This window comes from Burkholderia sp. A9, assembly GCF_000801975.1.
Genome location: NZ_JSZN01000020.1, coordinates 1 through 21,749 on the forward strand (window position 1 = coordinate 1; position 21,749 = coordinate 21,749).

The following is a 21,749-nucleotide window of genomic DNA, read 5'->3' on the forward strand; positions in this document are numbered from 1 at the left end:
AGGCAATCAGGCAATCAGGCAATCAGGCGGCCGGCCGCCGCACTCGTGGCATGACGGGCCGCGAGCGACCGCTATCGGCCGCGATCAGCGCGCAACGCGCGCCGACTGGCCTCGGTCGCCCGTCATGCGCACACGATTCACGCCGTCAGTCGACCAGTTCCCCGCTCGGTTCGTAGAACGGATAAGGCCCGTCGCCTTCGTCCACGTACACGTGATGGGAGGTCATCCCCGCTTCCGGTGTATGGAAGTGCACCGCGAACGCGGGCGGCTCGAGCCGGAACGCGGACGGAGCGTCCGCGCGCAGGTCGAACGCGACCTGGTGCGCGGGTGCCGGCACGGCGGATGCGAGCGTGCCGCCGAAGCGCGTGAACATCGTGCGGTGCACGTGGCCGCACAGCACGCGTTCGACGTTCGGATGGCCGCGCAGCAGCGCGTCGAGTTTCGCGGCGGCGGCGGGCGCGAGGCGCAAGGCATCCATGTGCCCGATGCCTGACGCAAACGGCGGGTGGTGCAGCGCGACGATCACGGGCCGATCGCGCGCGGCGTCGAGCTGCGTGGCGAGCCACGCCAGCCGCGCGTCGCACAGGTCGCCGTGGCTCGCGCCTGGCACCTGCGAGTCGAGCGCGAGCACGCGCACCGCGCCGACATCGAACGCGTACTGCACGAATTCGCCGTCCTGCCATTCGGGGCGATCGGCGAACGCGCGGCGCAGCCCCGCGCGGTCGTCGTGATTGCCGACCATCAGGTAATACGGAATCTCGAGCGGCGCGAGCAGGTCGCGCAGATGGCGGTATTCGTCGTCGTGGCCGAAGTCGGTCAGGTCGCCCGTGACGAGCACCGCGTCAGGCCGCGGCACGAGCGCGTTCAGCTTCGCGATGCAGCGCGCGAGCGCGGCGGCCGTGTCGACGCGCCGGTACGCGAGCTGGCCCGGACGCTTGATGTGGAGATCGCTGATTTGAGCAAGCAGCATCGTCGTTCCTCGGAATGTCTGGTTATCGTGGGGCGGCATCACGCGGCGAGCGCGATCAGGCCTTCCGCCGCGATCGCGATGCCGACGGCCGTGCCGCGCGCGAGTTCGATGCGGCCCGGTACGTCGATCACGAGCGGGTCGGGCGCCGCATGCTCGATCGTGAGCCGCGTGCGCTCGCCGAGGAACGCGCACGCGCCGATCGCGCCGCGCAGCGGCGCATGCGCGGGATCGGCGAGCTGCGCGTCCTCCGGGCGGAAGAACCACTCGTCGGCGGCGTGCGGCGTCACGATCGACCCGCCCGTCGTCACGAGCGCGCCGTTGCGCCATTGTCCCGCAAGCCGGTTCAGCGTGCCGATGAACTGCGCGACCGTGCGGTTCGCCGGCCGGTAGTAGATGTCGCGCGGCGTGCCGATCTGCTCGATGCGGCCTGCCCCCATCACGACGATCCGGTCGCCGAGCTCCATCGCTTCGGCCTGGTCGTGCGTCACGTACACGGTCGTCACGCCGAGATCGCGCAGCAGCGCATTCATCTCGCGGCGCAGCACGTCGCGCAGCTTCGCGTCGAGCGCGGTCAGCGGCTCGTCGAGCAGCAGCACGCGCGGGCGCACCGCGAGCGCACGCGCCAGCGCGACGCGCTGCCGCTGGCCGCCCGACAACTGATCGACCGGTTTGTCCGCATGCGCGTCGAGACGCATCATCGCGAGCAGCTCGTCGACGCGTTCGCGCAGCGCGCGCGGCTCGGTCTTGCGGATCTTCAGCCCGTAGCCGACGTTGCCGCGCACCGTCAGGTTCGGGAACAGCGCGTAGTTCTGGAACACCATGCCGACCTGCCTGCGCTCGATCGGCAGCGCGGTCACGTCGTCGCCGCCGAACGCGATCGTGCCGCCGGCGTCCGGCGTGTCGAGGCCGGCGATCAGCCGCAGCGTGGTCGTCTTGCCGCAGCCCGACGGCCCGAGCAGCACGAGCGTCTCGCCCGCGCCGATCGACAGGTCGAGCGGTTCGAGCACGCGCGTGCCGCGGAACGTTTTCGCGCAGCGGGTCAGGGTGATGGGGGTGGAATCGAGTTTCATGGGAACGGTGAAGTCTGCGCGGGGTTCAGCGCGGGCGGCGCTTCAGTGGGCGCGTGCCGGACGGATCGACGCCGAGCCACTGCATCGCGACGAGGAGCGGCAGCGTCATCAGCAGGAACACGATCGTATAGGCGCTGCCGACTTCGAGACGCAGCGACGCGTAGGTGTCGGCGAGCCCGACGGGCAGCGTCTTCGTGTCGGGTGTATGCAGCATCCAGGTGAGATTGAATTCGCCGATCGACAGCGTGAGCACCGCGAGTGCGCCCGCGACGATGCCGGGGCGCAGGTTCGGCAGCACGATCGTCACGAAGCGCGTGACGAACGACGCGCCGAGGCTCGCGGCGCCTTCTTCGAGCGTGCGCAAGCCGGCACCCGCCGCAACGGCCGCGACCGCCCGCACCATGAACGGCAGCGTGAACACGACGTGGCCGACGACGATGAACCACAGGCTCATCCGGAACGCGGTGAAGCCGCCGTAGACGACCAGCAGCGCGAGCGCCGACGCGAGGCCCGGCAGCGCGACCGGCAGCACGAGCGCTTCCTCGATCACACGGGCCGTGCGGCTCTGGCTGCGCGCGAGCGCATAGCCGGCCGGCACGCCGACGACGAGCACGATCGCGAGCGTCGCGAACGCAACGCCGAGCGACAGCGCGACCGAGCCTTGATACTGCTGCCACACCTGTTCGAGCCAGCGCAGCGTGAGGCCGCTCGACAGCCCGCGGAAATAGTTGACGGTGAGGCCCGCGAGCACCGACATCACGACGGGCACGATCAGGAACGCGCACAGCAGCAGCGTGACGCCCCATTGCAGCGCGGCGATCGCGCGCGCGCCCGACACACGCGGCGCCCGTCGGGCGGCGCCGTTCGCATGCGACGGAGCGGGCGCCGGCGACGGCGCGGACGAACCGGAAAGCGATTGCATGAAGGAATCCTCAGGCCGCGGCGGCGGCGGTGTGGCCGGTGAACCGGCGCGCGAGCGCGAGCACGGCCCACGTGACGATGCCGAGCACGATCGACAGGCCGGCCGCCGTCGCGATGTTCGCGTTCAGCGTGAACTCGGTGTAGATCGTCATCGGCAGCACGTTCAGGTCGGTGGCGAGCGTGAACGCGGTGCCGAACGCGCCCATCGCGGTCGCGAAGCAGATCGCGCCGGCCGCGATCAGGCCCGGCGCGAGCGCCGGCAGCACGATGTCGATGAAGATGCGCCACGGCGATGCGCCGAGCGAGCGCGCGGCTTCCTCGAGCGACGCGTCGAGCTTCGACGCGGCCGCGATCACGGTCACGATCACGCGCGGAATCGAGAAGTACAGGTAGCCGACGAACAGCCCGGCAACCGAATACGCGAACACCCACTTGTCGCCGGTCAGCTTCGCGGACAGCATCCCGATCAACCCCTGGCGCCCGGCGAGCATGATCACCATGAAGCCGACCACGACACCCGGGAACGCGAGCGGAAAGGTGAGCAGCGCGAGCAGCACGCGCTTGCCCGCGAACGCGCGGCGTGCGAGCAGCAGGCCCGAGATCGTCGACAGCACCAGCGTCGCGAGCGTGACGCCCGCGGATAACGCCACCGTTTCGCCAAGGCTCTTCATGTAGCGCGCATTGCCGAGCAGCGCCGCGTACTGCGTGAAGAGCGCACCGTCGGCGGACACCTGCACGAGCGAAACCATCGGCAGCAGCCAGAACGCGGCGAACACCGCGAGCGCGGGCGCGACGAGTGCGACGCGCCAGCGCAGCGGGAAAGTCAGGTCGAGCATGGGTTGGGTCCGGCCGCTTACTGCATCACCTGCAGGTATTGCAGGCCGAACGCTTGCTGGCCGGCCGCCATCTTGCCGAAGTCGACCGACTTCGCTCGTGCGTATTCGCTCGCCGGCAGGAACTTCGCGGCGACGTCGGCGCCGAGCGTCTGCGCGCGCACCGGGCGCAGGTACGCGTTGGCCCACAGCTTCTGGCCTTCGTCGGACAGCACGAAGTCGAGCACCTTCCTGCCGTTCGCGTCGTGCGGCGCGCCCTTCACGAGGCTCATCACGTACGGCACCGCGATCGTGCCTTCGTGCGGAATCACGAACTCGACGTTCGCGTGATCCTTGTACTTCGCGCGATACGCGTCGAAGTCGTAGTCGAGCAGGATCGGAATCTCGCCGGACAGCACACGCGCATACGCGGTCTGTTTCGGCACGATCGGCGCATTCGCCTTCAGCTTGCGGAACCAGTCGAGCGCCGGCTTGAAGTTGTCGAGGCTGCCGCCGAGCGCCTGGTTGACGGCGACCGCGCCCGCATAGCCGACGAACGCGCTCGACGGATCGAGGTAGCCGACCATGCCCTTGTATTCAGGCTTCAGCAGATCGGCCCACGAGCGCGGCACCGGCTTGCCGTCGAGCGCGTCCTTGTTCACGAAGAAGCCGAGCGTGCCCGAGTGGATCGCGAACCAGTAGCCTTGCGGATCCTTCAGGTTCGCGGGAATGTCGTTCCAGTGCGCGGGCTTGTACGGCGCAATCACGCCCTTGTCCTTCGCCTGGAAGGCCGACGACACGCCGAGATAGACGACGTCGGCGACCGGGCTCTTCTGCTCGGCGATCAGCTGCGCGATCGCCTGGCCCGAGTTCTTGTTGTCGAACGGCACGCGGATGCCGGTCTTCTGCTTGATCGCGGCGATCTGTGCGGCCCAGTCGGCCCATTCAGGCGGGCAGTTGTAGCAGATCGCGGTGTCGTCGGCATGGGCTGCGGGTGCGAGCGCGACGAGCGCGGCGCAGGCGAGCGGTGCGGCGAGCGTGCGCAGCAGCGAGGTCAGGCGAAGGGACACGGTGGGTCTCCGGGCGGGGTGAGGGTAGGGCGCCGCGCGCGGTGGCGTGGCGCGCGCGTTCAGGCGTGGCGCAATTGCAGGTCGGCGGCCGGCGGTGCGACCGTCGCGCCGTCGCGCACCGTGTGCGGCAGGATCAGCGAAGCGCGCTCGATCGTCGCGCCGCCAATGCATTCGACGAGGCGCCGCCAGGCATGGCGGCCGATGTCCTGGTTCGGCGTCGCGACGCTCGCGAGCGGCGGCGCGAGCAGCTCGCCGATCGCGATCCCGTCGAAGCCGAGCACCGACAGGTCGTCGGGAATCGAGAAGCCGGCGCGGCGCAGGCCGCGCATCACGACCATCGCGAGCAAGTCGTTGCTGCAGAAGAGGGCGGTCGGGCGCGTGGCTTGCGCGGTGAGATGCGCGAGCACCGCGTCGGGCAGCTCGGCCGCGTTGAAGTCGACCTCGACCGGCGGCAGCGTCGCGACGCCGCATTCCTCGAGTGCCTGCGCGTAGCCGAGATGACGCTGGCGCGCGCGATCCGACGCGGCGAGCGAGCCGGCCAGCATCAGCACGCGGCGATGGCCGCGCTGGGTCAGCAGACGCACGCCGTCATAGGCGGCGCGGCGGTTGTCGACCGACACCGACGGGCGGCGTTGCGTGTCGTTGTGCATCAGCACATAGTGCTGGCCGTCGCGGTCGAGCATGTCGAGCAGCGGATGCGTGTCCGCATCGGCGACGGTCAGGATCAGCCCTTCGACGCGCTGCTCGCGCAGCGTCTCGATCGCGTGACGCTCGCGCGCCGCGTCGTATTCGGTCGTCATCAGGATCAGCTTGAAGCCGGCCGCGGTCGCGAGTTCGTCGATGCCCTGCAGGCAGTCGGCGAACACCGGGTTCGACAGCGTCGGCACGACGACGCCGACGAGCCGGGTGCGCTCGCCGCGCAACTGCCGGCCGAGCGGGCTCGGGCGGAACTGCAGCGTGTCGATGGCGGTGCGGATCGTCGCCAGCGTGGCGGGGCTCACGGTATGCGGCGCGTTGATCGCGCGCGAGACGGTGGCGATCGAGAAGCCGGCGAGCGCGGCGACATCCTTGATGGTCGGGGTCATGAAGTTACGCGATGTAAACGTTTTCGGCGGGGAAATTATCGAAAACGTTTGTGACTTCGCGATGACGCGCATGACGTCTGTTTCGCAACAAGCACGACACAAACATCTGACGTTTGGCGCCCGGCGAGCGGGGCGGACTCGATTGTATCGGCGGATGCTGCGGCGCGGGACGAAATCGGTGGCGGTGTCGCGTCGATGTCGATTGCGGCGTATGAATTCGGCCGCGCACGAGGCAGGCAGACATGCCGCGTCGCGACGTACTGCGCGCGAATCAGCTAACGCACGTGCAAGCAATGGTAGAATCGCGTCCGCCCTTTTGCCGGGGTGATGAAATTGGTAAACATAGCGGACTTAAACGATTGAGTGCCCGGCCGGAAACGGTCGGTGCAGAACCCTTCAAATTCGGTGAAACCCCTGATGCACGCATCGAGGCAACGCCGAGCCAAGCCTCGCGGTCACGCGAGGAAGGTGTAGAGACTAGACGGGGGGCGCCTAAGGCGCACGGGCGGCGATCACGCCCGCGCGCGACGGCGAAGGCATAGTCCAGCGCACGAACGGCATCGTTCCGACGACGCCGACTTCGAAAGAAGCAGTGTGACGAAAATCCGCCGCCTTAATTGGCTTGCCGGTTCGAGTCCGGTCCCCGGCACCAAACATGGAGTTCCGGGTTGTTCCGAAGAAGATCAGAGACGTCCCGAAAACTCACTGAAAACCCGCGACAGCTAACGGCTTCGCGGGTTTTTTTGTGTCCTGACAAGGTCAGATTGGAGCATAGACAGCCGGATGTATTGGGTGGTATTTTTTGTGGTATCGGATCGCATACCACCTTGTCTCGCTTCGAGATACCACCATGCCGCTCACCGACACGCAGGTCAGGAACGCCCGCTACAACGCAGAAGGCACCGGCAATCGCCTGTCTGACGGCGGCCGCATGTATCTCCAGCTCGACAAGTCCGGTGCGAAGTACTGGCGCATGAATTACCGCTTCGCTGGCAAGGACAAAACGCTGGCGCTCGGCATCTACCCAGACGTGTCATTGGCGTCCGCCCGAAAGAAGCGCGACGAGGCCCGCGAGAAGCTGGCTACAGGTATCGACCCAGGCGAGGCCAAAAAGGCCGAGAAGCGTGCGGTGCGCATTGCTGCTGCCAATTCGTTTGAAGTCGTCGCTACAGGCTGGATGGAGGAGCGCAAGACGGTCGTGGAGATCGGGCAGTACGAAAAGACGCTGGCTCGCTTCAAGAATGACGTCTTCCCTTGGCTAGCCAAGCGGCCGATCGCGGAGATCGACGCCCCGGAGATTCTTGCCGTCCTGAAGCGCATTGATGCCCGCGGCGCACGCTTCACGGCTCATCGTGTGCGTAGCGAAATCAGCCGCGTATTCCGATACGGCATCAAAGAAGGCTATTGCAAGGCAGATCCGGCCAAGGATCTTATCGGCGCTATCCCGGCCGCCGTCGAGACGCATTTCGCCGCCATTACCGAGCCTGCCAAGGTGGGGGAGATGTTGCGGGCATTCGAAGGGTTCTCCGGCACGTTCCCGGTGCTTTGTGCGCTGAAGCTGGCGCCAATGCTGTTCGTCCGCCCTGGAGAGCTGCGACAGGCTGAATGGTCGCAGTTTGATTTGGACAAGGGCGAATGGCGTTACCTTGTCAGCAAGACCAAGACAGAGCACTTGGTGCCGCTTGCCACACAGGCGGTCGCAATCCTTCGTGAATTGCACGCCCTGACGGGGCAGGGGCGGTATGTGTTCCCCGGCGCCCGCTCGAGCCTTCGCCCGATGAGCGAGGCGGCCATCAATGCGGCTCTGCGGCGGCTCGGCTATGACACGCGTACCGAAATTACCGGGCATGGCTTCCGGGCGATGGCGCGCACGATCCTTCATGAGGAGCTGGAGCATAAGCCGGAGGTGATCGAGCATCAGCTCGCGCACGCCGTACCGGATAATCTTGGTTCCGCCTACAACCGCACGAAGTTCATCCGGGAGCGCCGAGCCATGATGCAGGAGTGGGCGGATTATCTGGATCAACTGAAGGCCGGCGGAAAGATTCTGACCTTCGTCGCGTCCGACGCGTGATCTGGAGTGGCGATGACGAAAGGCGATGGCAACTGGCTTCCGCTTGAAGACGCCGCCGCATTCATGAGTCGCAGTTTGTCGCGGATCAAAGGCCAGATACGAAACGGGCGCATTCAACGAGGTCGCCATTTCCGGCGTACTGGAAGTGGCGAGTTCGAGCTCAACGTTACCGAATACCTTCGGTGGCTTGATGAGGAAAAGGAGGCTCGTAAGCTGCCGCTGTTCGAGCGAGTCGCTCGCGACATCGAGAACGGTCGAGGGCGAGTTCAGGCAGCATTAGGCAGTGCTCCGAAGACCCAGCCACCGACGCCGTCGGCAACAAAACATAAGCCGAAGCTGATACCGCTGCATGTCTGGGCCGAACAAACATTCGGTGAGTACGCTCCCCATCGCAACACGCTGTTGAACTGGGTGAAAAATGGCAAGATCCGCCCTTTCCCGAAGAAGGTCGGGCGGCGGTATTTTGTGACTCCGGAAGCCGAGTACGTTGATCCGGTCGCGGACAAGATTCAGAGGATGATCGATGGCCGCTGATACTGCGTCTAAAACGAAGAATGCGAGGCAGGCTATCGTGACGATGAAGCCTTTCTTTCTGAACATTCATCAGGTTTCCGAGGTGATGTCTCTGTCGGAAACCATCATTAAAAAAATGGTCGCAACCAAGGAGTTTCCGGCTCCTCGCGCCATCTCAAAGAAGCGCGTTGGATGGCTCGTTAGAGAGCTGGAGGAGTGGGCTGAGACACGGCCGATCTCGGAAATGTTGCCACCAGATCGAGTCGTGAAATGAACACGGTCCCTTCTACGCTCATCAAATGAGGACATATGGAAACGAAAAGCGATTTGTTCCTGACTGTCGAAGAAGTCGCGGAACTCACTGGCATCCGCAACGGACGGCGCGGCCAGACTCGTGACGAACTACAGGTTGCCTGGTTACGCACTTCGGGGATTGCCTTTTGGGTGAATGCCCGCGGCCGTCCTATCATCGCTCGAGCCAGAATTACGGGGCACCCAACGGAGCCTCCTCCGAAACCAAAGTGGCAACCCGCCGCACTGAACGAGGATGGCACCTTCAAGGAGACACAGCGATGCCCACTGCCGACTCTAAAGGAAAGACGAAAACGGTCGTAACAATGAAGCCGCTCTGCCTCGACCTGGGTGGCGTCGTGCAAGCTGTCGAATTGTCCCGTACAGGGGTTCTGAAACTCATGCGCGAAGGTAAATTCCCTCAGGCAAGACAGTTATCTCCGCGACGATCGTCCAGATCGGTATCGTTGAAAGCGCAGTCGACTCGCGCGTACAGAGGATCAAGTTCGTCACATACGGCTCGGGCGCGCGCAGTTTGATGGCAGACACGGGGAACTCCAGGTCACACGAAGACTAGATCGTCGCACAGCTACGTTCGACGGCGTTCCCGACGCACGCCCCTAGCGTCTACAGGGCGCCTCAAGTTTCTTGCTGCGCTGCCGATACCAGCACCATGACGAGATTCTTTGACAAAGATCTGGCCGATGACGTCGGCTACGGTATCGCTACCCATGTCGCAGCGGTCGCGACTGAACTCCACGCAGACATGGAACGGATGAACGCGATGCGGAAAGCGGAAGGGCGCCCGTCAATCGAGGAGGAAGAGGAGCCGATGTGGGCAGAGTTCGCAGAGCTGCTTGCCGAAGGTTGCGAGCTCGCCCCTGACGTTGTCGCCTGGGTGCGTGGCGAGTGAGTCAGTGTCGGAGGGTGCCCATGAGCACAATCAATCGAAACGAAATTGCTGGCGACGAACTTATACAGGCCTCGGTGCCGATGTTGCTATCGCTAGCTTTAGAGGCTGCGCAAGACCCTCAGACGCCGCCCTTTAGCCGGGTACGGGCTATGGTAGTAGCGAATGCCCTGCTAGGGGTCCCGGAGGCCCGCGGTTTCGCCACAGACGACCCCATACGGGCGAGGCTGCACGTCCACCAGGAGTCGGAACGTGCTATCACCATTGCATATGAAGCCCTCCGAGGCGTACCGACGTCAGAGGTGGTGGACGCGCTGAAGCGTGCGGGAGCCTGCGTCGGTAGGGCGTCAAGTCTAGACGGCAACACGCCTGGGTGGCCAAAAAACTAACGTGGAGGTGTGCCAGATGTCGGCAATATTAGAAGCGGATCTGACTATCGGGGTGTTGCTGAAAGAGTTCCAGGCAGCCAATCTTCGCCCAGAAGTGGTTGAGGTCGCACCTGCAGTACCCGAGTTGAACCTTCCCGCTGACGTGTATGTTGACGTAAGGTGTCAGGGTGACGATCTCGGCGAGACCGACGAGACCGTAAGCGTCTGGATCAATCACAAGAATCGTACGGTCGGAATGAGAGTGATCGTTTTCAAACGTCAGGAGTTCAGGGGACTCGGTCTCACTGACACGAATTTGGCGTCTGAGGCCGCGCGATTTAACCAGATGTCCCACTTCGGTATCTTTTGTCTCGCGAATCCCTGGGGCGTTACTGCTGAGTACACTCTTCCCTATCATGGAGGCGTCTTTGCTGAAGCCCTCATCTATGCGGTTAAGAGGCTGGCTGATTGTGCCAGCGACGTGCGCTCTTGTTGCATTGGATGCTAGGCGAAACACTGGTGGCAGGTTGTCGGCCCCCGCCGCCGTCGCAACCGGAGATCCGGAAGGAATGCGATCAGCTTCCATGAGCGTGGCCGACTGCCGGTGATGTTCGAAGCTCGCGCCTCCGCCGGCTGGGCGCGCTAGTTCCCGGCTAATCGGGCTTGCGTTGGTGCTCAGAGAACGGATAAGCGAGCAGGTGCAGCAGGTCCAGTCGGACCAATACCTTGTCGCCGTTGTCGATCGGCTCGAGTTCATCTCGACAGGCATCCAGCACCTGTGAAGAATAAAGCTCGAAACCGTGTCCGGCCGGTATGGCGTCTTCGGCCAACCCGTGCAATTCGATATAGGCCGGGATGCGCAACTGAAAGCCGCCCCAATGCCCATCATCCCTGGCTGCGCTCCGGACGGCCTCCCAGCCGATACACTGCGCAGCTAGGCGTGCGCGCTCGTCTTGGGCTTCAGGCGACCAATCGAATGGACGCGTCCAGTCCAGCGCGGCGAGCCGCTCCACGACGTCGACGCACAGCAGGCGGACCGGCTCGTTGTTAAGCTGCGCGGCGCCGCTGGTTTGCTTGACAGATTTCCCGCTCTGTTTAACAGGTGGCCGCCCGCGCTTAACAGACTTCGGCGCCGGATCGATGTCGGGGAGGCCATCGCGGCGGTAGCGCTTCAGCTTCGCGTCCGTCGCCTCGACGTCCACCTGATCGCCTTGCAGCACAAGGCGTCCAGCCTTTTTCCATTGCGAGACTGCAGCGCGAGATTTGCCGACGCGGCGCGCATATTCGGCGAGAGACAGCAGCGTCATTTGTTAAGCTCCGAAAGTCGTTAAGCAAATTTGAAAGTTCATGGCTAGCCGAAGATCGCAGCGCGCAGAGCCCGTGATGTCCCGATGTCGGGGGAGGACCCGAAGGCTTTGGAAAGGAAACGCGGCGCCCGGCGGGATCGCGTCCCTGAGTCTCTCCGCCATCACTGCGCCCCACCCACGTTGACCGCGTTGATGTCGCCCAGGTTGGGCTGCAGTAGGATCGGCTCAGGCAGGAACGCTTCCGGAGCTACGAGCGTCAGCTCCGCATGCGTGCCCTCAAGGCTGAAGTGGTAGGACACCTCGCTGATCAGGAAGCGCACCGGAATCGTCCCGGCCTGATCGCCCGACACTTTCAATGACGGGACAAGCACATCAACAAGCTTGTTAGGTTCCCAAAGGTTGCCGTCCACGTCGCGCCAGTTGTCGACAGTCAGATGGACAACCTTAGAGCGGCCGGCCCTGCGCGCAACTTCCCACTGTGCGCGCTGTACTCCGATATTCCAGCCCAGGTCGCCAGCCTCAGCGATGATGATGCGTTGACGATGCCGCGGCACGTTAGGGTCAATCGCAACGGACACTGGAGTATCGACGGCGTTCAAATCCCACAGATTGCTAACGGCGCTCATCACCGCCACCACCTCGGAAAACCGATCATGCATCGAGTTATCGACGGTCGCCGATTCGAGATTGATGCCTTCATGCACGCCGCTGGACATGGCTTCCGTGCCGGCGCGCGACAAATAAAGCGAGCCATCCGCCAGTTCGTACGCCATCAAGGCGCTATACCGGCATACGCGCTCGATAATTTCGAAGGCCGTCTCCCCAAGCATGATGTTTTGCTGGGGCAAGATCGGCAGATTGGTAACATCCGGTGCCAGCGCAACCTTGATGCCGTACACGTCCGCAAGCCTCGTTGCGATGTCGAGCGCACTGGTGTTGCTGAATTGACCGTTTGGCCACTGAGCGGAGCAATCGACAAGGTCGGCGCACATTCCACGCCCCGCTACGCGGATGCTGTGGTTGGCGGCGCTAATGCTGGGCGTCACTGTATCCACGTACCCTGTCAGCACAATGCGATCCGATACCTGCACGGTGCACTTATCGCCTGGACGCACAAGCATATGTGCCGCATCCGGCAGAAGTTCCGTCATTTCGAATTCGAAGTCACGCGGTATGCGTTCGACGCCCGCCGTAATGCGAACGCTCGTCCAGCCGGAAAGCTCGAGGCCAGCGTTTGGCTCATAGTGAATCACATTGCTGGTGGGCGATACTGGCACGCCTGTGTATCCGGCCACAGTCAGAATTACTTTTTCTTGGTCTTTCATTCCCATTGCCTTGGTAGAAGGCGCGCCACCGAAGCGGCGCACCTTGCATTCTCCGACGTGCTGCCCGAAGGCGGCTGTAATGGCGATTGCTGGCTGCGAATCAGAGAAATCAATTCCCGGCGATCACAATCCAGTTCGCCCCATCAGACTGCAGCGTCGCCCACTTGCCCGGCCCGGCGGCGAGAATTGCCGTGCCGGCGCTGCCGCCCGCGAGCGGCACAACGTTCGACGATGCACTGTTGACCGCAAATGCCGCAGTGTTTTTGACGTGCAGGATTCGCCCCGGATAGGTAGCAGCCGCAAGCAGGGTTAGCGTCTGCGTCGCAGAGCCATTGAAAATAAGCGTCGAGTCGGACGTCGTCTGCGAATAGGTGGCGCCAGGTTGCGTCGTTGGAGGTTGCAGCGCGATCGGGCCGGACAACGTGGCGGTCATGGCCTTGACGTCCGCCCATCGCGCCACAATGCCGCCCAACACCACGTTGCCGTCGGTGTACGGCTGGAACGTCCCGGAGTAAAACCGATAATTCGTGCTGGCCGTGTCGATCTGCCAATAGTCACCGGCCCAGTTGTAGATCAAGCCGTGCGTCTTGGCGTTCGTCTCCACCCGGAACCCGGCGCCTGCCGTGCCATCCGTGAGCACGGCCAGATATGAATCGCCGGCGCTTTCGTACACCCACTTGTCGGACGAGTTCTGCACGCCGTACCCAGATATCGCGTGCTGCCACCGCCAGCGGCCGGACAGCGAACCCCGATACTCGCCCGTCGCATGGCAATACACCGGGTTACTGTTCGCCCCTGAAATCGTCTGTCCGGAGTTGTCCGCAACCGCATTGAGGATCGTCGTGCGTGCGCCGGGGTGGTTCACTGCGATGACGTTACCCTTGACACCTGATTCAAGGGTCGCCACGCCGCCCGTCATGTGGTACGCGCCGGAAACGTAGTTGTAGCTTGCGCCGGCCAGGATGTGCACAACGTCCGTGAACGTGCCTTGGAACAGGAAATTCGAAAGCGCATTCTGACTCGAACCATCGGAAAGCCGAATGCCTTCCTTGGTAGCCGAATTGGGGAACGGCGTTTGAATGGTAACGACCGCATTCCCCGCAACGTTATAGAACGCCGCGCCGAAGTTAACGCCGCTTGCGCAATCCTTCGCGACGATGGTCGACGCGGCGGTGTACTGTACGGCGGGCGTCTGCGTGTCGCCGAGGCCGTAGCCAATCGCGCAATTATTGGCGATCAGGTCCGACGCAGTCGAATAGGCGGACGCGTTCTTGTACTCAACGCCGAACTGCGAGATGCTGTCGGCGTAGATGCCGCGTTGTTGGCAATACCACCCGCCCGTGATCAGCGTTCCGTTGTTGTTCGATCCTTGAGGCAGGTTGCCCGTGATCTTCAGGTCAAGTAGACGGACGTTCTTTACGCTCGGGTTGCTTTGCGGATAAGCAATGATTGCAGAGCCCACGCCAGCCAAGCCGCCGATCGCAGTGTCGCGAATCGTCGCGTCGTTAACGTCGATCAGCGACACGATCTGCCCGACCGTCGCCGTGACGGCGTTCGGCGTATTGATGCTCAAGCCCTCGATGTGCGTTCCGTTGACGCCCGTATTCGAGATCGTCGACATGCTCGTCACGCTGCTGTTCTGGAGCGTGACGCCATAAGTCGAGGCACCGCGCAAGCGAATGGGCTGCGTCAGCGACTGGAAGAACTCGGCGAACGGATAAACGCCATCACTGATGTTGACGAGCTTGCCTGTCGCCGTCGCCGAATAGAACACGGAACTGTTATCGGTGGACGATGTCGATGCGCCCACATCCGCGGCATTGAACAGATCTCCTAGCTTCGCAGCGACCGTCCTAGCAACACCGCCCGTGATCGCGTAGGTGAAGCCCGCGAACGTCTGTAACACCCACGTCGCGATCCCGTTGAGAGACTTCTGCAGCAACCCCGTGCCGCGGCTCATCGGCACCGTCTCGTTGCCCGTCAACGGCCCCGCATCATTCGCCGAGCCATTCGCAATCGGCGCTTGAACGTACGTCGCCAATTGCGCAGCCGTCGCGGCTTTTTCGATGCCATTGCCCGCGCCGCCTTGCGCGACATAGATCTGATCGGCGTCGGCAATGGGGTTGGCGATGTTGAAGTTTGTGAGCCGTCGGCCCTGCGGCTGATTCATAGAGAACCCTCCTGCCGGGCGACCAGCACATCACGTCGCAGAACGCCCACGTTAGTATTGGCTTTCATATTTTCCTTTTCGCGCCACCGAAGCGGCGCATCACTGAAGTGGGGTGCCGTTCGTTTCGGTTAGGCGATTGTCGCGGACGCCGCCGCGGTGTGGTCGTCGTCATCGCTTGGGCACTCCATCACGAAGCCGCTGCGGATCAAGCCTTCCGCCGTAATCGGGTCGACCTCGAATGCCTCGCCTGCCGAGTAGCGTCGGCCATGTAGGCTGAGAGAGACCCTGCGGCCCGGTTTGACGACAAGCTTGATCAGGTTCGTGTTACTCATAGGCGCGGGTGTCCAGTGCATGGAAGGCCCCGGAATAGGAATCGTGGCGCGATTGCACGAGATCAAATTGCTCAGGAAGGTGAGGGATTCGCGCGCTATCGGACTGCTTCGGGTCGCTGTCAGAAGGCCCCGGTTCGTCGTCTTCACCGACAATCGACACGAAGCCGGTAGAGCGCAGGTGGCGAGCGCTGCTTTCCGCGATTTCGATCTCGCTGCCAGGACCATAGGACTTCGATGTGGAGCTGACGATCTCGCCAGTCGCGGGATGTTTCAGATGCTTGGTGACAGGAATCGTGCCGCGCAGCACCCGCACCGCGACTTGTTTTTCCGGGACGGGGGCCGGCTCCAGTTTGAACTCGACGCACTCGAAACCGGCGCCCCGCACGGCCGACACCAGTTCCTCCGCAGTGGCTTCGCCCAAGCTGCGCGCCGGCTTATCCGCCCACGCAGGCGGGTACCAGAGGTCACGATAATCGGCCGTGTACTCTTCGGCGACCGTCGGGTCGTTCAGCCTCGAGTACTCGACGGGCACGCGTAACCCGTGGGTGAGAACATCCTCGCGTACTTGCGCCCCACGCCCCGGGAACGGCCACTTCGGGTCGTTGCCGAGCATGAGGATCCACGCCTGATGCGCGCCAGCCATTGTTTGCACGCACTCTGCCATCTGGTCGATGATTTCGAGGTAACGCCGCTGAGCGTCGTCGTGCGTTTCCATGATCGCGTCAGCGACGAGCTGTTTCGCTTCTTCCTCCAAATCCGTCAGGGCCGCTCTTGCGAGCTCGATGCCTGCGTCAATCACTGCAGTTGCCTCGATGGAGGTTTGGGCTGCTGCGACTGCATTGACCCGTTGATCCTCCGCATTGACCAGCTGCTGATCCAGACCGGTCGTATCAGCCTGCTTGCCCACTACGAGCGCTTCAGCCTTCACGCTGCGGATATTGGCTTTCAAGTTTTCGACGATACCGGTGTGCGTTTTCACGCGATCAACCGCGTCGCACTCTGCTTCGCGGCTCGACTCCAGTTGGCGAATATTCTCGCGCTGGGTCGTGATCTTCTTGCAAACCGCAGTGAGTTTCTTCATGTCGTTCCGTTTCCTTTGATAGTTGGTTATTTGCCGAAAGCCCGCTTGCCAGCGGCGACGATGCGGCGGGCGATGGCGGACGCGTTGAGCTTCGGAACTTCTTCCTTGGGGCGCTCGACTTCGAAGAATTCGCCGGTCGCTGTGCCGTTGACCACCTCAGGCACGCGCAGCATTTCGGCGTTGCGTTCGTCGCGCGCGGCCCGCTTGAATCCGCCCATCGCGGAAGTGAAGGGCATTGCGGGCTTCTTCGTCGTTGAGGAATCCTTATCGGACGGTTTGCTGATCGGGTTTCCTTTCATGTGGATCCTTGTGTTTTCGAGTTACGCGAGTGCGCGGCGCAATGCGCCGACGTTGAACCGAACCGATCGACCGAATTTCTTGGGCTGGGGCAGGTCGCCGCTCTTCACCCTGCGATCGATGGACGATCGCGAAATGCCGAGGAGCGATTCGACGACCGCCGGCCCAACGTATGCTTCGTCGGTGAGGTCGGAAAAGCGGGGAATGGCTGGCGTTACGCGGGCCGGCGTGAGGGCTTTTGACACGTCAGTTTTCCTGCGAGAATCTGACGCGGGCTGCTTATGTGGGAGGCGTCAGGAGGTCTCGCGAACGTTGAGAGGCAACCTGACGATCATCATATGAAGGGGTGACGACTAGCGCGAATACGTTATCGCGTTGACGTATCGGGACGCTTCGATAATTCAACAAATCCGTCTTCGAGGAGCCAATTCGATACGGTTGCTCGTCCGCGACTCGTCATCGGTCGACCGGTTGAACTCAGAAAGTGAGCCATCACCGGTTCAAGAATTTCGTTTAGAACTCCGGTCTTCGTACGCGCTTTCGACGCATTTGCTAGGTCCAGCGCGTACTTTCTGACAGCCAGAATCTTTTTGTCTCGTGCGCCCACTGCAGTCCGACCGCTTTCCGATTTTGTAGCCTTGATCCCGGCTACGCGCGCAGAGGCAAAGCGGTCTGGCAACTCCGCGAGATACTCGAGAGAGGGCAGCACATGACCTTGAGTTAGGGACGCAGACAGTTCACGAGCGTGGTCAGTTATCTCTGATGCTGGTACGGCACGATCCGCAATGGATTCCTCGCATTTGATGATCGTCGCGTAGCAAGTGACGAACAGTGTCGCAGCCAGGTCCTTGAGTTGATCGGGAGAGAGGTTTCGAGCGTCGAGCATCGACCGATACGACAACCTGAGGCTGTCGATTGGGTTCGGTTTCATTTGCGCCTCTACACGCGCTCTATCAGATGAGATGCCGCGCCGGCGAGAGGATAGAGGAACTCTCGGCTTCGCCCCGTCGGGCTAGGCGCAGCATGATCGATAATGAGCTATTGGAACGGCGTTTACAAGCGCCTCGACTCACAGGGGGTCATCTAGGTGATCGTCTGTGTGGGTGTCTTGAAGCGCTGACTCACCGCTTACCACCTGCCGCTTGCGGCGAACTTGGTACGCCGTCAGGAGGCCATGGGCGACCATGTCGAGCGCCGGCTTCACGAGGCCATTCTTGTCGGTCCAGACCTTCGGCGTCAGAGCGCCGGTTAGTGCCACGCTATCTGCGTCACTGAGGGCCAGCAACGCGGTCTGCACCTCCTCGTCGAATGCGATGACGTTCACGAACAGCGTTTCGCCGTCGCCAGCAGTCGCGCGTACCTTGCATGTCACGTACCGCTTTCCATTCTGTCCTGTCCGGATCTGGGCTTCGCCGTAGAGCCGGCCACTTACCAATCCGTCGATCATCATCTACTCCTCTGGTCATATGTTGCGTCGAGCGGCGCAGTGCCGTACCCGTATATGATCCCATGCCGACAGGATGAAGAAAGTCGCATGACCGTAGTAGGTCGCTGCCATGCTGACGACCCACAGCCCGGCGCCCGCCAGCCGGCCAGCGCCGAGATACAAACCGCCGTGGTAGTCGTGGCTATCGCCAGGACGGCAGCGAACCGGTGACTCTGATTCGCGATCATCGGTCGAACCTCCACACGCGCCGATCGAGTAGGTTCCTCGCTTCCACGCCGGCACGCGCGGTCGTCAGCCGCTCGGCAAAGTGCGCGACGTTCGGTAGCAAGTCAGCCAGCGGCCCGCGTATAGCTCGCGTCAGCACGTCGTCGCGGGTGCCGGATGGCCAGTCTTCCAAGTCAGATAGCTGCTCGATCATGGCGATCAGTTCGCCGCGCATCCGCTCGACCGACTCGGGATCGAGATACGGCCCCCACGGCAGGTACAGCCCGCCGTCAGAAGATTGCAGCGCTCCTATGCAGTCGTCCGGCACCGGCTCGTTGGGGCGATCGTTCGCCGGGGCGCGGCTGTTGACGCGATCAGCATACGGCCCGACGTGCTTCAGGTTGCGGGGGATCATCGAACGCCTCCAGGTACATTTCGAACATCACATTTTTTTGCGGTTACCGCAGTTACAGCGGTTACGCATCCGGTAATCCCTTTCTGGATAAGGGGTTGTGCGTAACCGCGATTCCGTAACCGCTCCGATGCGTAACCGCGCATCCGGTTACGTGACACGTCATTTTTCGGCCAGTCGCGGTTACGGTGCGGCGCGGTTACGTTTCTGCAGTTACGACGAGAGCCTTTATTGATAAGGCTCTCGTGACCGCGTAACCGGCGTAACTGCTGTAACCGTGTTTTTTGATGTGTTGCCAGAAGTGCGTCGCTCATCTCGATGCCTCCCAGATCTTTGCGGTGAAGACATAGACCTTCGTCGGTCCTTTACCCGGCAGTCGTTCGGCGCGCTGCGCCCAACCATTGGCGGCGGGGCGAACCCAACCGGCCTCAATCAGGGCGCGCGCAACAGCCTTTGGATCGAGGCCCGTGCAGATCTCCCGCTTGAATACCTCCGGAAGCACGAGATATTCGACGCCGGTTTCCCCGGTGCGACGGAAACCGGCCCGGTTGATCGTCGGGCGATCGGACGTGTCGTTGAGGTCGGAGAATCGCGATTCCTCATGCGCCTCAAAGAACGCCTTCACGTGCGACAGGATCGTGTCCTTCTCCTGATTGCCAGCGCCGCCGCGGCCATCCAGCCAAACGGAGAAGCACGTTGCGGCAGCGCCGAGCGCATCACCTTCGTTCCATTCGGTAATGCCCGCAGCGGTCGCGCACTCGCCGGCCAGGCCGATCAACGCGAACCGCTGGCAAACGCGATGCGCCTGCCCGCTGGAATCGGCTGGCAGGTTTCCGTCGACGAACCGTCGGATTTCCTCCGTCAGCCATCCACCGATTTCGTCTCGATCCTTGCAAAGCGCTTCGAGGAAGGCAACGGCCGCGGTGCCATAGCACCGAATGGCGGCATCGTTGATCGCAGTGGACAGTTCTGCACCGCCCGTCATGCCGTGCAGCTCCTCAAACAGGCCGAACCCAGCGCCGGCATCCGCCGGGATCTCGACAAGCCGAACCTCCTGACCTGCCTTCGTCTTCTTTCCGACCGATTGAAGGTGCTGGCTCAAGCCGATTTCGCCAGCAGACAGGAACAGCAGCTTCCACGTCTGCCGTGCGCGCGCGGTGCCAGAGCGTCCCGCGCGGGCCTTGCCACTGCCGTTGGCGAGCATGTAGGCAATTTCCCCGGCTTCCCGGGCGTCGACTTGCGCCAGCTCGTCGAGCACGAGCAACGTATCGTTGTGGAGCGATGCTAGCCCCTCCAGACCGTTCGCTGTTGCACGCCAGCGCTGCATGTATTCCTTGCCACCGAAGACGGAGCAGGCCGCACGAAGCGCAGTCGTCTTGCCAGAAGAAGATTCACCGACGAGATTCAGGCCGCCCGATTCCTGCCCGGAGTACTCGAGCATCATCGAAGCGAATGCAGCCGATACGGCGAGCAGAAGGCGCGAATTGCCGACGCAAAACCGCGCAACGCCCGATTTCCATTCGTCGAGCGTGCCGGACTGCGAGTACGTGCGCATGATGCTCTCGGCCTGGAATATCACGCGCTCGCGAGCCTCGCCGATCGTCCGGTCGGGGAAAACGAAAGCGCCGCCATGCCAGCCGGTGCGCGTGACGCAGCGGCCGCGTGCTTTGGGCTTCGCGCACGTGACATATTCGGTTAGCTTGTTACGTGCCTTGTTGCCCGGTGCAATGTCGAGGCCGAGACGCGCCAGCTCGCCTCGCATGTCGGCGCCGTCGGATCGGAGCATCTCCATCGGCATTGCCCACACGTGCGGATGACCGTCGGCGTCGTTCCATTCGAGCAGGCGCCCCCAGTTCTCCGATGCCCGATCGCGGACGAGGGCGCGCACGTGCAGCGGCGAACAGATCCAGTGCGGCGTGCCGTCATCCTCTTCATAGAACACGCCGCGTTCGGTCACGCTGAATCCGGCCGGAACGCATCCGTCGTTCGTCGACTGCGGCCGCTCGATGGGTGTCGCTTGATCGATTGCCCGCATGACGGCCGCGGCTCCGCCGTCCTGATGTAGGTCATTGAAGTCAGTCTGGTCGTCCCGGCGTTTCGGCCCGAAGTCCGGAAGAGCAAGCGCAGCGCCAGTCGCGACAGCTGCCTCACGCGCTTTATGTTCGCCGTTGCCAATGTCGCCACACACGACAATACGAGCGTTCGGATGCTTGGCTTTCAGGGCTTCCGCTACCTTCCGCAGATTGCCGCACGACAAGGCAGCGACGGCGGGTGCGCCAGTGCATTCGTGAACCGACAGCGCGGTCGCCACGCCTTCGCAGACATGGATCAGCGTCGCGTCATCGGGAATCGGCCTGGTCAGCCAATACCCGCCAGCCTTCACGCCGTCTTTAAGGGCGGATTTGCGCCCGTCGCCGTCGATCATCTCGACCGTGGACAACTTGCCGCCGACCTTGACCGGTGCGACCAACACCCGGCCCGTCAGAAGATCGTCGCCTTGCTTCTGCTGATACCCGATCAGCGCGGCCAGCCTGCCTGCTTCAATCTCGCGCAGGGCGTCTACCGGCTGGATGCCCTTGCGCATCAGGTAAGGATGATCGGCCTCGGTAGGCTTCGCCGCCCGCCACACGGTTTCGGCAAGGCCCGCCGCACTGATGGCGCACATTTCTCCCGCGCGGGCCTCCTGCTCGGCTCGCTTCTCGCGCTCGACACGACGTCGATCAAGCTCGGCAGGATCGACAGGTGTGGCCTTGTTCGCTTTCAGGTCGAACCCATGTTCGCGTGCGACGTAGAACAGCGTGCCGATCTTGATGCCAGCATCAGCAGACAGCGAGCGCCACGTACTTCGCGCCGCCGCCGCGTCGTAGTTATCCGCGCTCTTGCTCCAATCGTCGAACAAGTCGAACCCGGCATCACCCATTTCATTCTTGAGCGCCGCACCGATACGCGCCCACTCGTCACGCCGCAAGTCAGCCGGAATACAGGCCAGCGCGTCACGGATGCGGCCAATCTCGTCAATCACTGGTGCATTCATCCGCCGCCTCCTTGTAGGACTCCTCAATTGTGATCATCAGCCCGTGCCCATTGGAG

General features: G+C 62.8%; 24 protein-coding genes. 6 read left to right on the forward strand and 18 right to left on the reverse strand.

Going from position 1 to position 21,749, the window contains the following annotated elements; genetic code table 11:
* Positions 1–145: 145 nt before the first annotated feature.
* The 6 genes from PI86_RS10915 to PI86_RS10940 are packed head-to-tail and all read right to left on the reverse strand — an operon-like array spanning position 146 to position 5,928.
* Positions 146–970: a phosphodiesterase gene (locus PI86_RS10915; protein ID WP_039321927.1), complete on the reverse strand. Its 825-nt coding sequence runs from the start codon at positions 968–970 to the stop codon at positions 146–148.
* A gap of 38 nt (positions 971–1,008) precedes the next feature.
* Positions 1,009–2,040 carry an ABC transporter ATP-binding protein gene (locus tag PI86_RS10920; RefSeq protein ID WP_014897527.1) on the reverse strand — a complete coding sequence of 344 codons (1,032 nt, stop codon included), beginning with the start codon at positions 2,038–2,040 and terminating at the stop codon, positions 1,009–1,011.
* Between the two features lie 25 nt (positions 2,041–2,065).
* The gene (locus PI86_RS10925; RefSeq protein ID WP_014897526.1) at positions 2,066–2,962 is read right to left on the reverse strand and encodes an ABC transporter permease; all 897 of its coding nucleotides are present in this window, start codon (positions 2,960–2,962) and stop codon (positions 2,066–2,068) included.
* Positions 2,963–2,972: 10 nt separating this feature from the next.
* Positions 2,973–3,797: an ABC transporter permease gene (locus tag PI86_RS10930; RefSeq protein WP_039321930.1), complete on the reverse strand. Its 825-nt coding sequence runs from the start codon at positions 3,795–3,797 to the stop codon at positions 2,973–2,975.
* A gap of 17 nt (positions 3,798–3,814) precedes the next feature.
* The gene (locus PI86_RS10935; protein WP_039321933.1) at positions 3,815–4,843 is read right to left on the reverse strand and encodes an ABC transporter substrate-binding protein; all 1,029 of its coding nucleotides are present in this window, start codon (positions 4,841–4,843) and stop codon (positions 3,815–3,817) included.
* A gap of 59 nt (positions 4,844–4,902) precedes the next feature.
* Positions 4,903–5,928: a LacI family DNA-binding transcriptional regulator gene (locus PI86_RS10940; RefSeq protein ID WP_039321936.1), complete on the reverse strand. Its 1,026-nt coding sequence runs from the start codon at positions 5,926–5,928 to the stop codon at positions 4,903–4,905.
* A gap of 850 nt (positions 5,929–6,778) precedes the next feature.
* Here PI86_RS10940 and PI86_RS10945 point away from each other — a divergent pair.
* The 6 genes from PI86_RS10945 (at position 6,779) to PI86_RS10960 (ending at position 9,719) form a co-directional block, all read left to right on the forward strand.
* Positions 6,779–8,002 carry a tyrosine-type recombinase/integrase gene (locus tag PI86_RS10945; protein ID WP_039321940.1) on the forward strand — a complete coding sequence of 408 codons (1,224 nt, stop codon included), beginning with the start codon at positions 6,779–6,781 and terminating at the stop codon, positions 8,000–8,002.
* A gap of 12 nt (positions 8,003–8,014) precedes the next feature.
* Complete coding sequence (locus PI86_RS10950) at positions 8,015–8,536, forward strand: excisionase (RefSeq protein ID WP_039321943.1); 522 nt, start codon at positions 8,015–8,017, stop codon at positions 8,534–8,536.
* Positions 8,526–8,789, forward strand: coding sequence for a helix-turn-helix transcriptional regulator (locus PI86_RS10955; RefSeq protein WP_235362735.1), 264 nt, complete (start codon positions 8,526–8,528; stop codon positions 8,787–8,789). Before PI86_RS10950 ends, PI86_RS10955 begins: the two co-directional genes overlap by 11 nt.
* Before the next feature lie 35 nt (positions 8,790–8,824).
* Complete coding sequence (locus PI86_RS16425; RefSeq protein WP_082012212.1) at positions 8,825–9,130, forward strand: DUF4224 domain-containing protein; 306 nt, start codon at positions 8,825–8,827, stop codon at positions 9,128–9,130.
* 2 nt (positions 9,131–9,132) lie between these two features.
* Positions 9,133–9,345, forward strand: a complete 213-nt coding sequence (locus PI86_RS17955) for an AlpA family phage regulatory protein (RefSeq protein ID WP_442854575.1) — start codon at positions 9,133–9,135, stop codon at positions 9,343–9,345.
* Between the two features lie 134 nt (positions 9,346–9,479).
* Positions 9,480–9,719: a hypothetical protein gene (locus PI86_RS10960; RefSeq protein WP_039321946.1), complete on the forward strand. Its 240-nt coding sequence runs from the start codon at positions 9,480–9,482 to the stop codon at positions 9,717–9,719.
* 414 nt (positions 9,720–10,133) lie between these two features.
* Here the strand turns inward: PI86_RS10960 and PI86_RS17085 are convergent, their stop codons facing one another.
* The 12 genes from PI86_RS17085 to PI86_RS11015 form a co-directional block, all read right to left on the reverse strand.
* A complete protein-coding gene (locus PI86_RS17085; RefSeq protein ID WP_152608092.1) occupies positions 10,134–10,670 on the reverse strand; it encodes a hypothetical protein in 537 nt (178 codons plus the stop codon).
* Positions 10,671–10,737: 67 nt separating this feature from the next.
* Entirely contained in the window at positions 10,738–11,391 is a 654-nt protein-coding gene (locus PI86_RS15690) for a hypothetical protein (protein ID WP_052319428.1), read from the reverse strand.
* A gap of 161 nt (positions 11,392–11,552) precedes the next feature.
* Positions 11,553–12,716 carry a phage baseplate assembly protein gene (locus tag PI86_RS10975; protein ID WP_152608093.1) on the reverse strand — a complete coding sequence of 388 codons (1,164 nt, stop codon included), beginning with the start codon at positions 12,714–12,716 and terminating at the stop codon, positions 11,553–11,555.
* Between the two features lie 109 nt (positions 12,717–12,825).
* Positions 12,826–14,886 (reverse strand): hypothetical protein, encoded by a 2,061-nt coding sequence (locus PI86_RS10980; RefSeq protein WP_039321953.1) that lies wholly within the window; start codon positions 14,884–14,886, stop codon positions 12,826–12,828.
* A gap of 128 nt (positions 14,887–15,014) precedes the next feature.
* Positions 15,015–15,218, reverse strand: coding sequence for a hypothetical protein (locus PI86_RS10985; protein WP_039321956.1), 204 nt, complete (start codon positions 15,216–15,218; stop codon positions 15,015–15,017).
* Positions 15,211–16,299, reverse strand: a complete 1,089-nt coding sequence (locus PI86_RS10990; protein ID WP_039321959.1) for a hypothetical protein — start codon at positions 16,297–16,299, stop codon at positions 15,211–15,213. The genes PI86_RS10985 and PI86_RS10990 overlap by 8 nt, the downstream gene beginning before the upstream one ends.
* A 26-nt stretch (positions 16,300–16,325) precedes the next feature.
* Entirely contained in the window at positions 16,326–16,598 is a 273-nt protein-coding gene (locus tag PI86_RS10995; protein WP_152608094.1) for a hypothetical protein, read from the reverse strand.
* A gap of 21 nt (positions 16,599–16,619) precedes the next feature.
* Positions 16,620–16,841, reverse strand: a complete 222-nt coding sequence (locus tag PI86_RS16435) for a helix-turn-helix transcriptional regulator (RefSeq protein WP_235362736.1) — start codon at positions 16,839–16,841, stop codon at positions 16,620–16,622.
* A gap of 122 nt (positions 16,842–16,963) precedes the next feature.
* Positions 16,964–17,527, reverse strand: a complete 564-nt coding sequence (locus PI86_RS17090) for a hypothetical protein (RefSeq protein ID WP_152608095.1) — start codon at positions 17,525–17,527, stop codon at positions 16,964–16,966.
* A gap of 138 nt (positions 17,528–17,665) precedes the next feature.
* A complete protein-coding gene (locus tag PI86_RS11005; protein WP_039321968.1) occupies positions 17,666–18,043 on the reverse strand; it encodes a single-stranded DNA-binding protein in 378 nt (125 codons plus the stop codon).
* A 223-nt stretch (positions 18,044–18,266) separates the two neighbouring features.
* Positions 18,267–18,662 (reverse strand): hypothetical protein, encoded by a 396-nt coding sequence (locus PI86_RS11010; RefSeq protein WP_052319429.1) that lies wholly within the window; start codon positions 18,660–18,662, stop codon positions 18,267–18,269.
* Between the two features lie 307 nt (positions 18,663–18,969).
* The gene (locus tag PI86_RS11015; RefSeq protein ID WP_052319430.1) at positions 18,970–21,693 is read right to left on the reverse strand and encodes a DUF927 domain-containing protein; all 2,724 of its coding nucleotides are present in this window, start codon (positions 21,691–21,693) and stop codon (positions 18,970–18,972) included.
* Positions 21,694–21,749 lie beyond the last annotated feature (56 nt).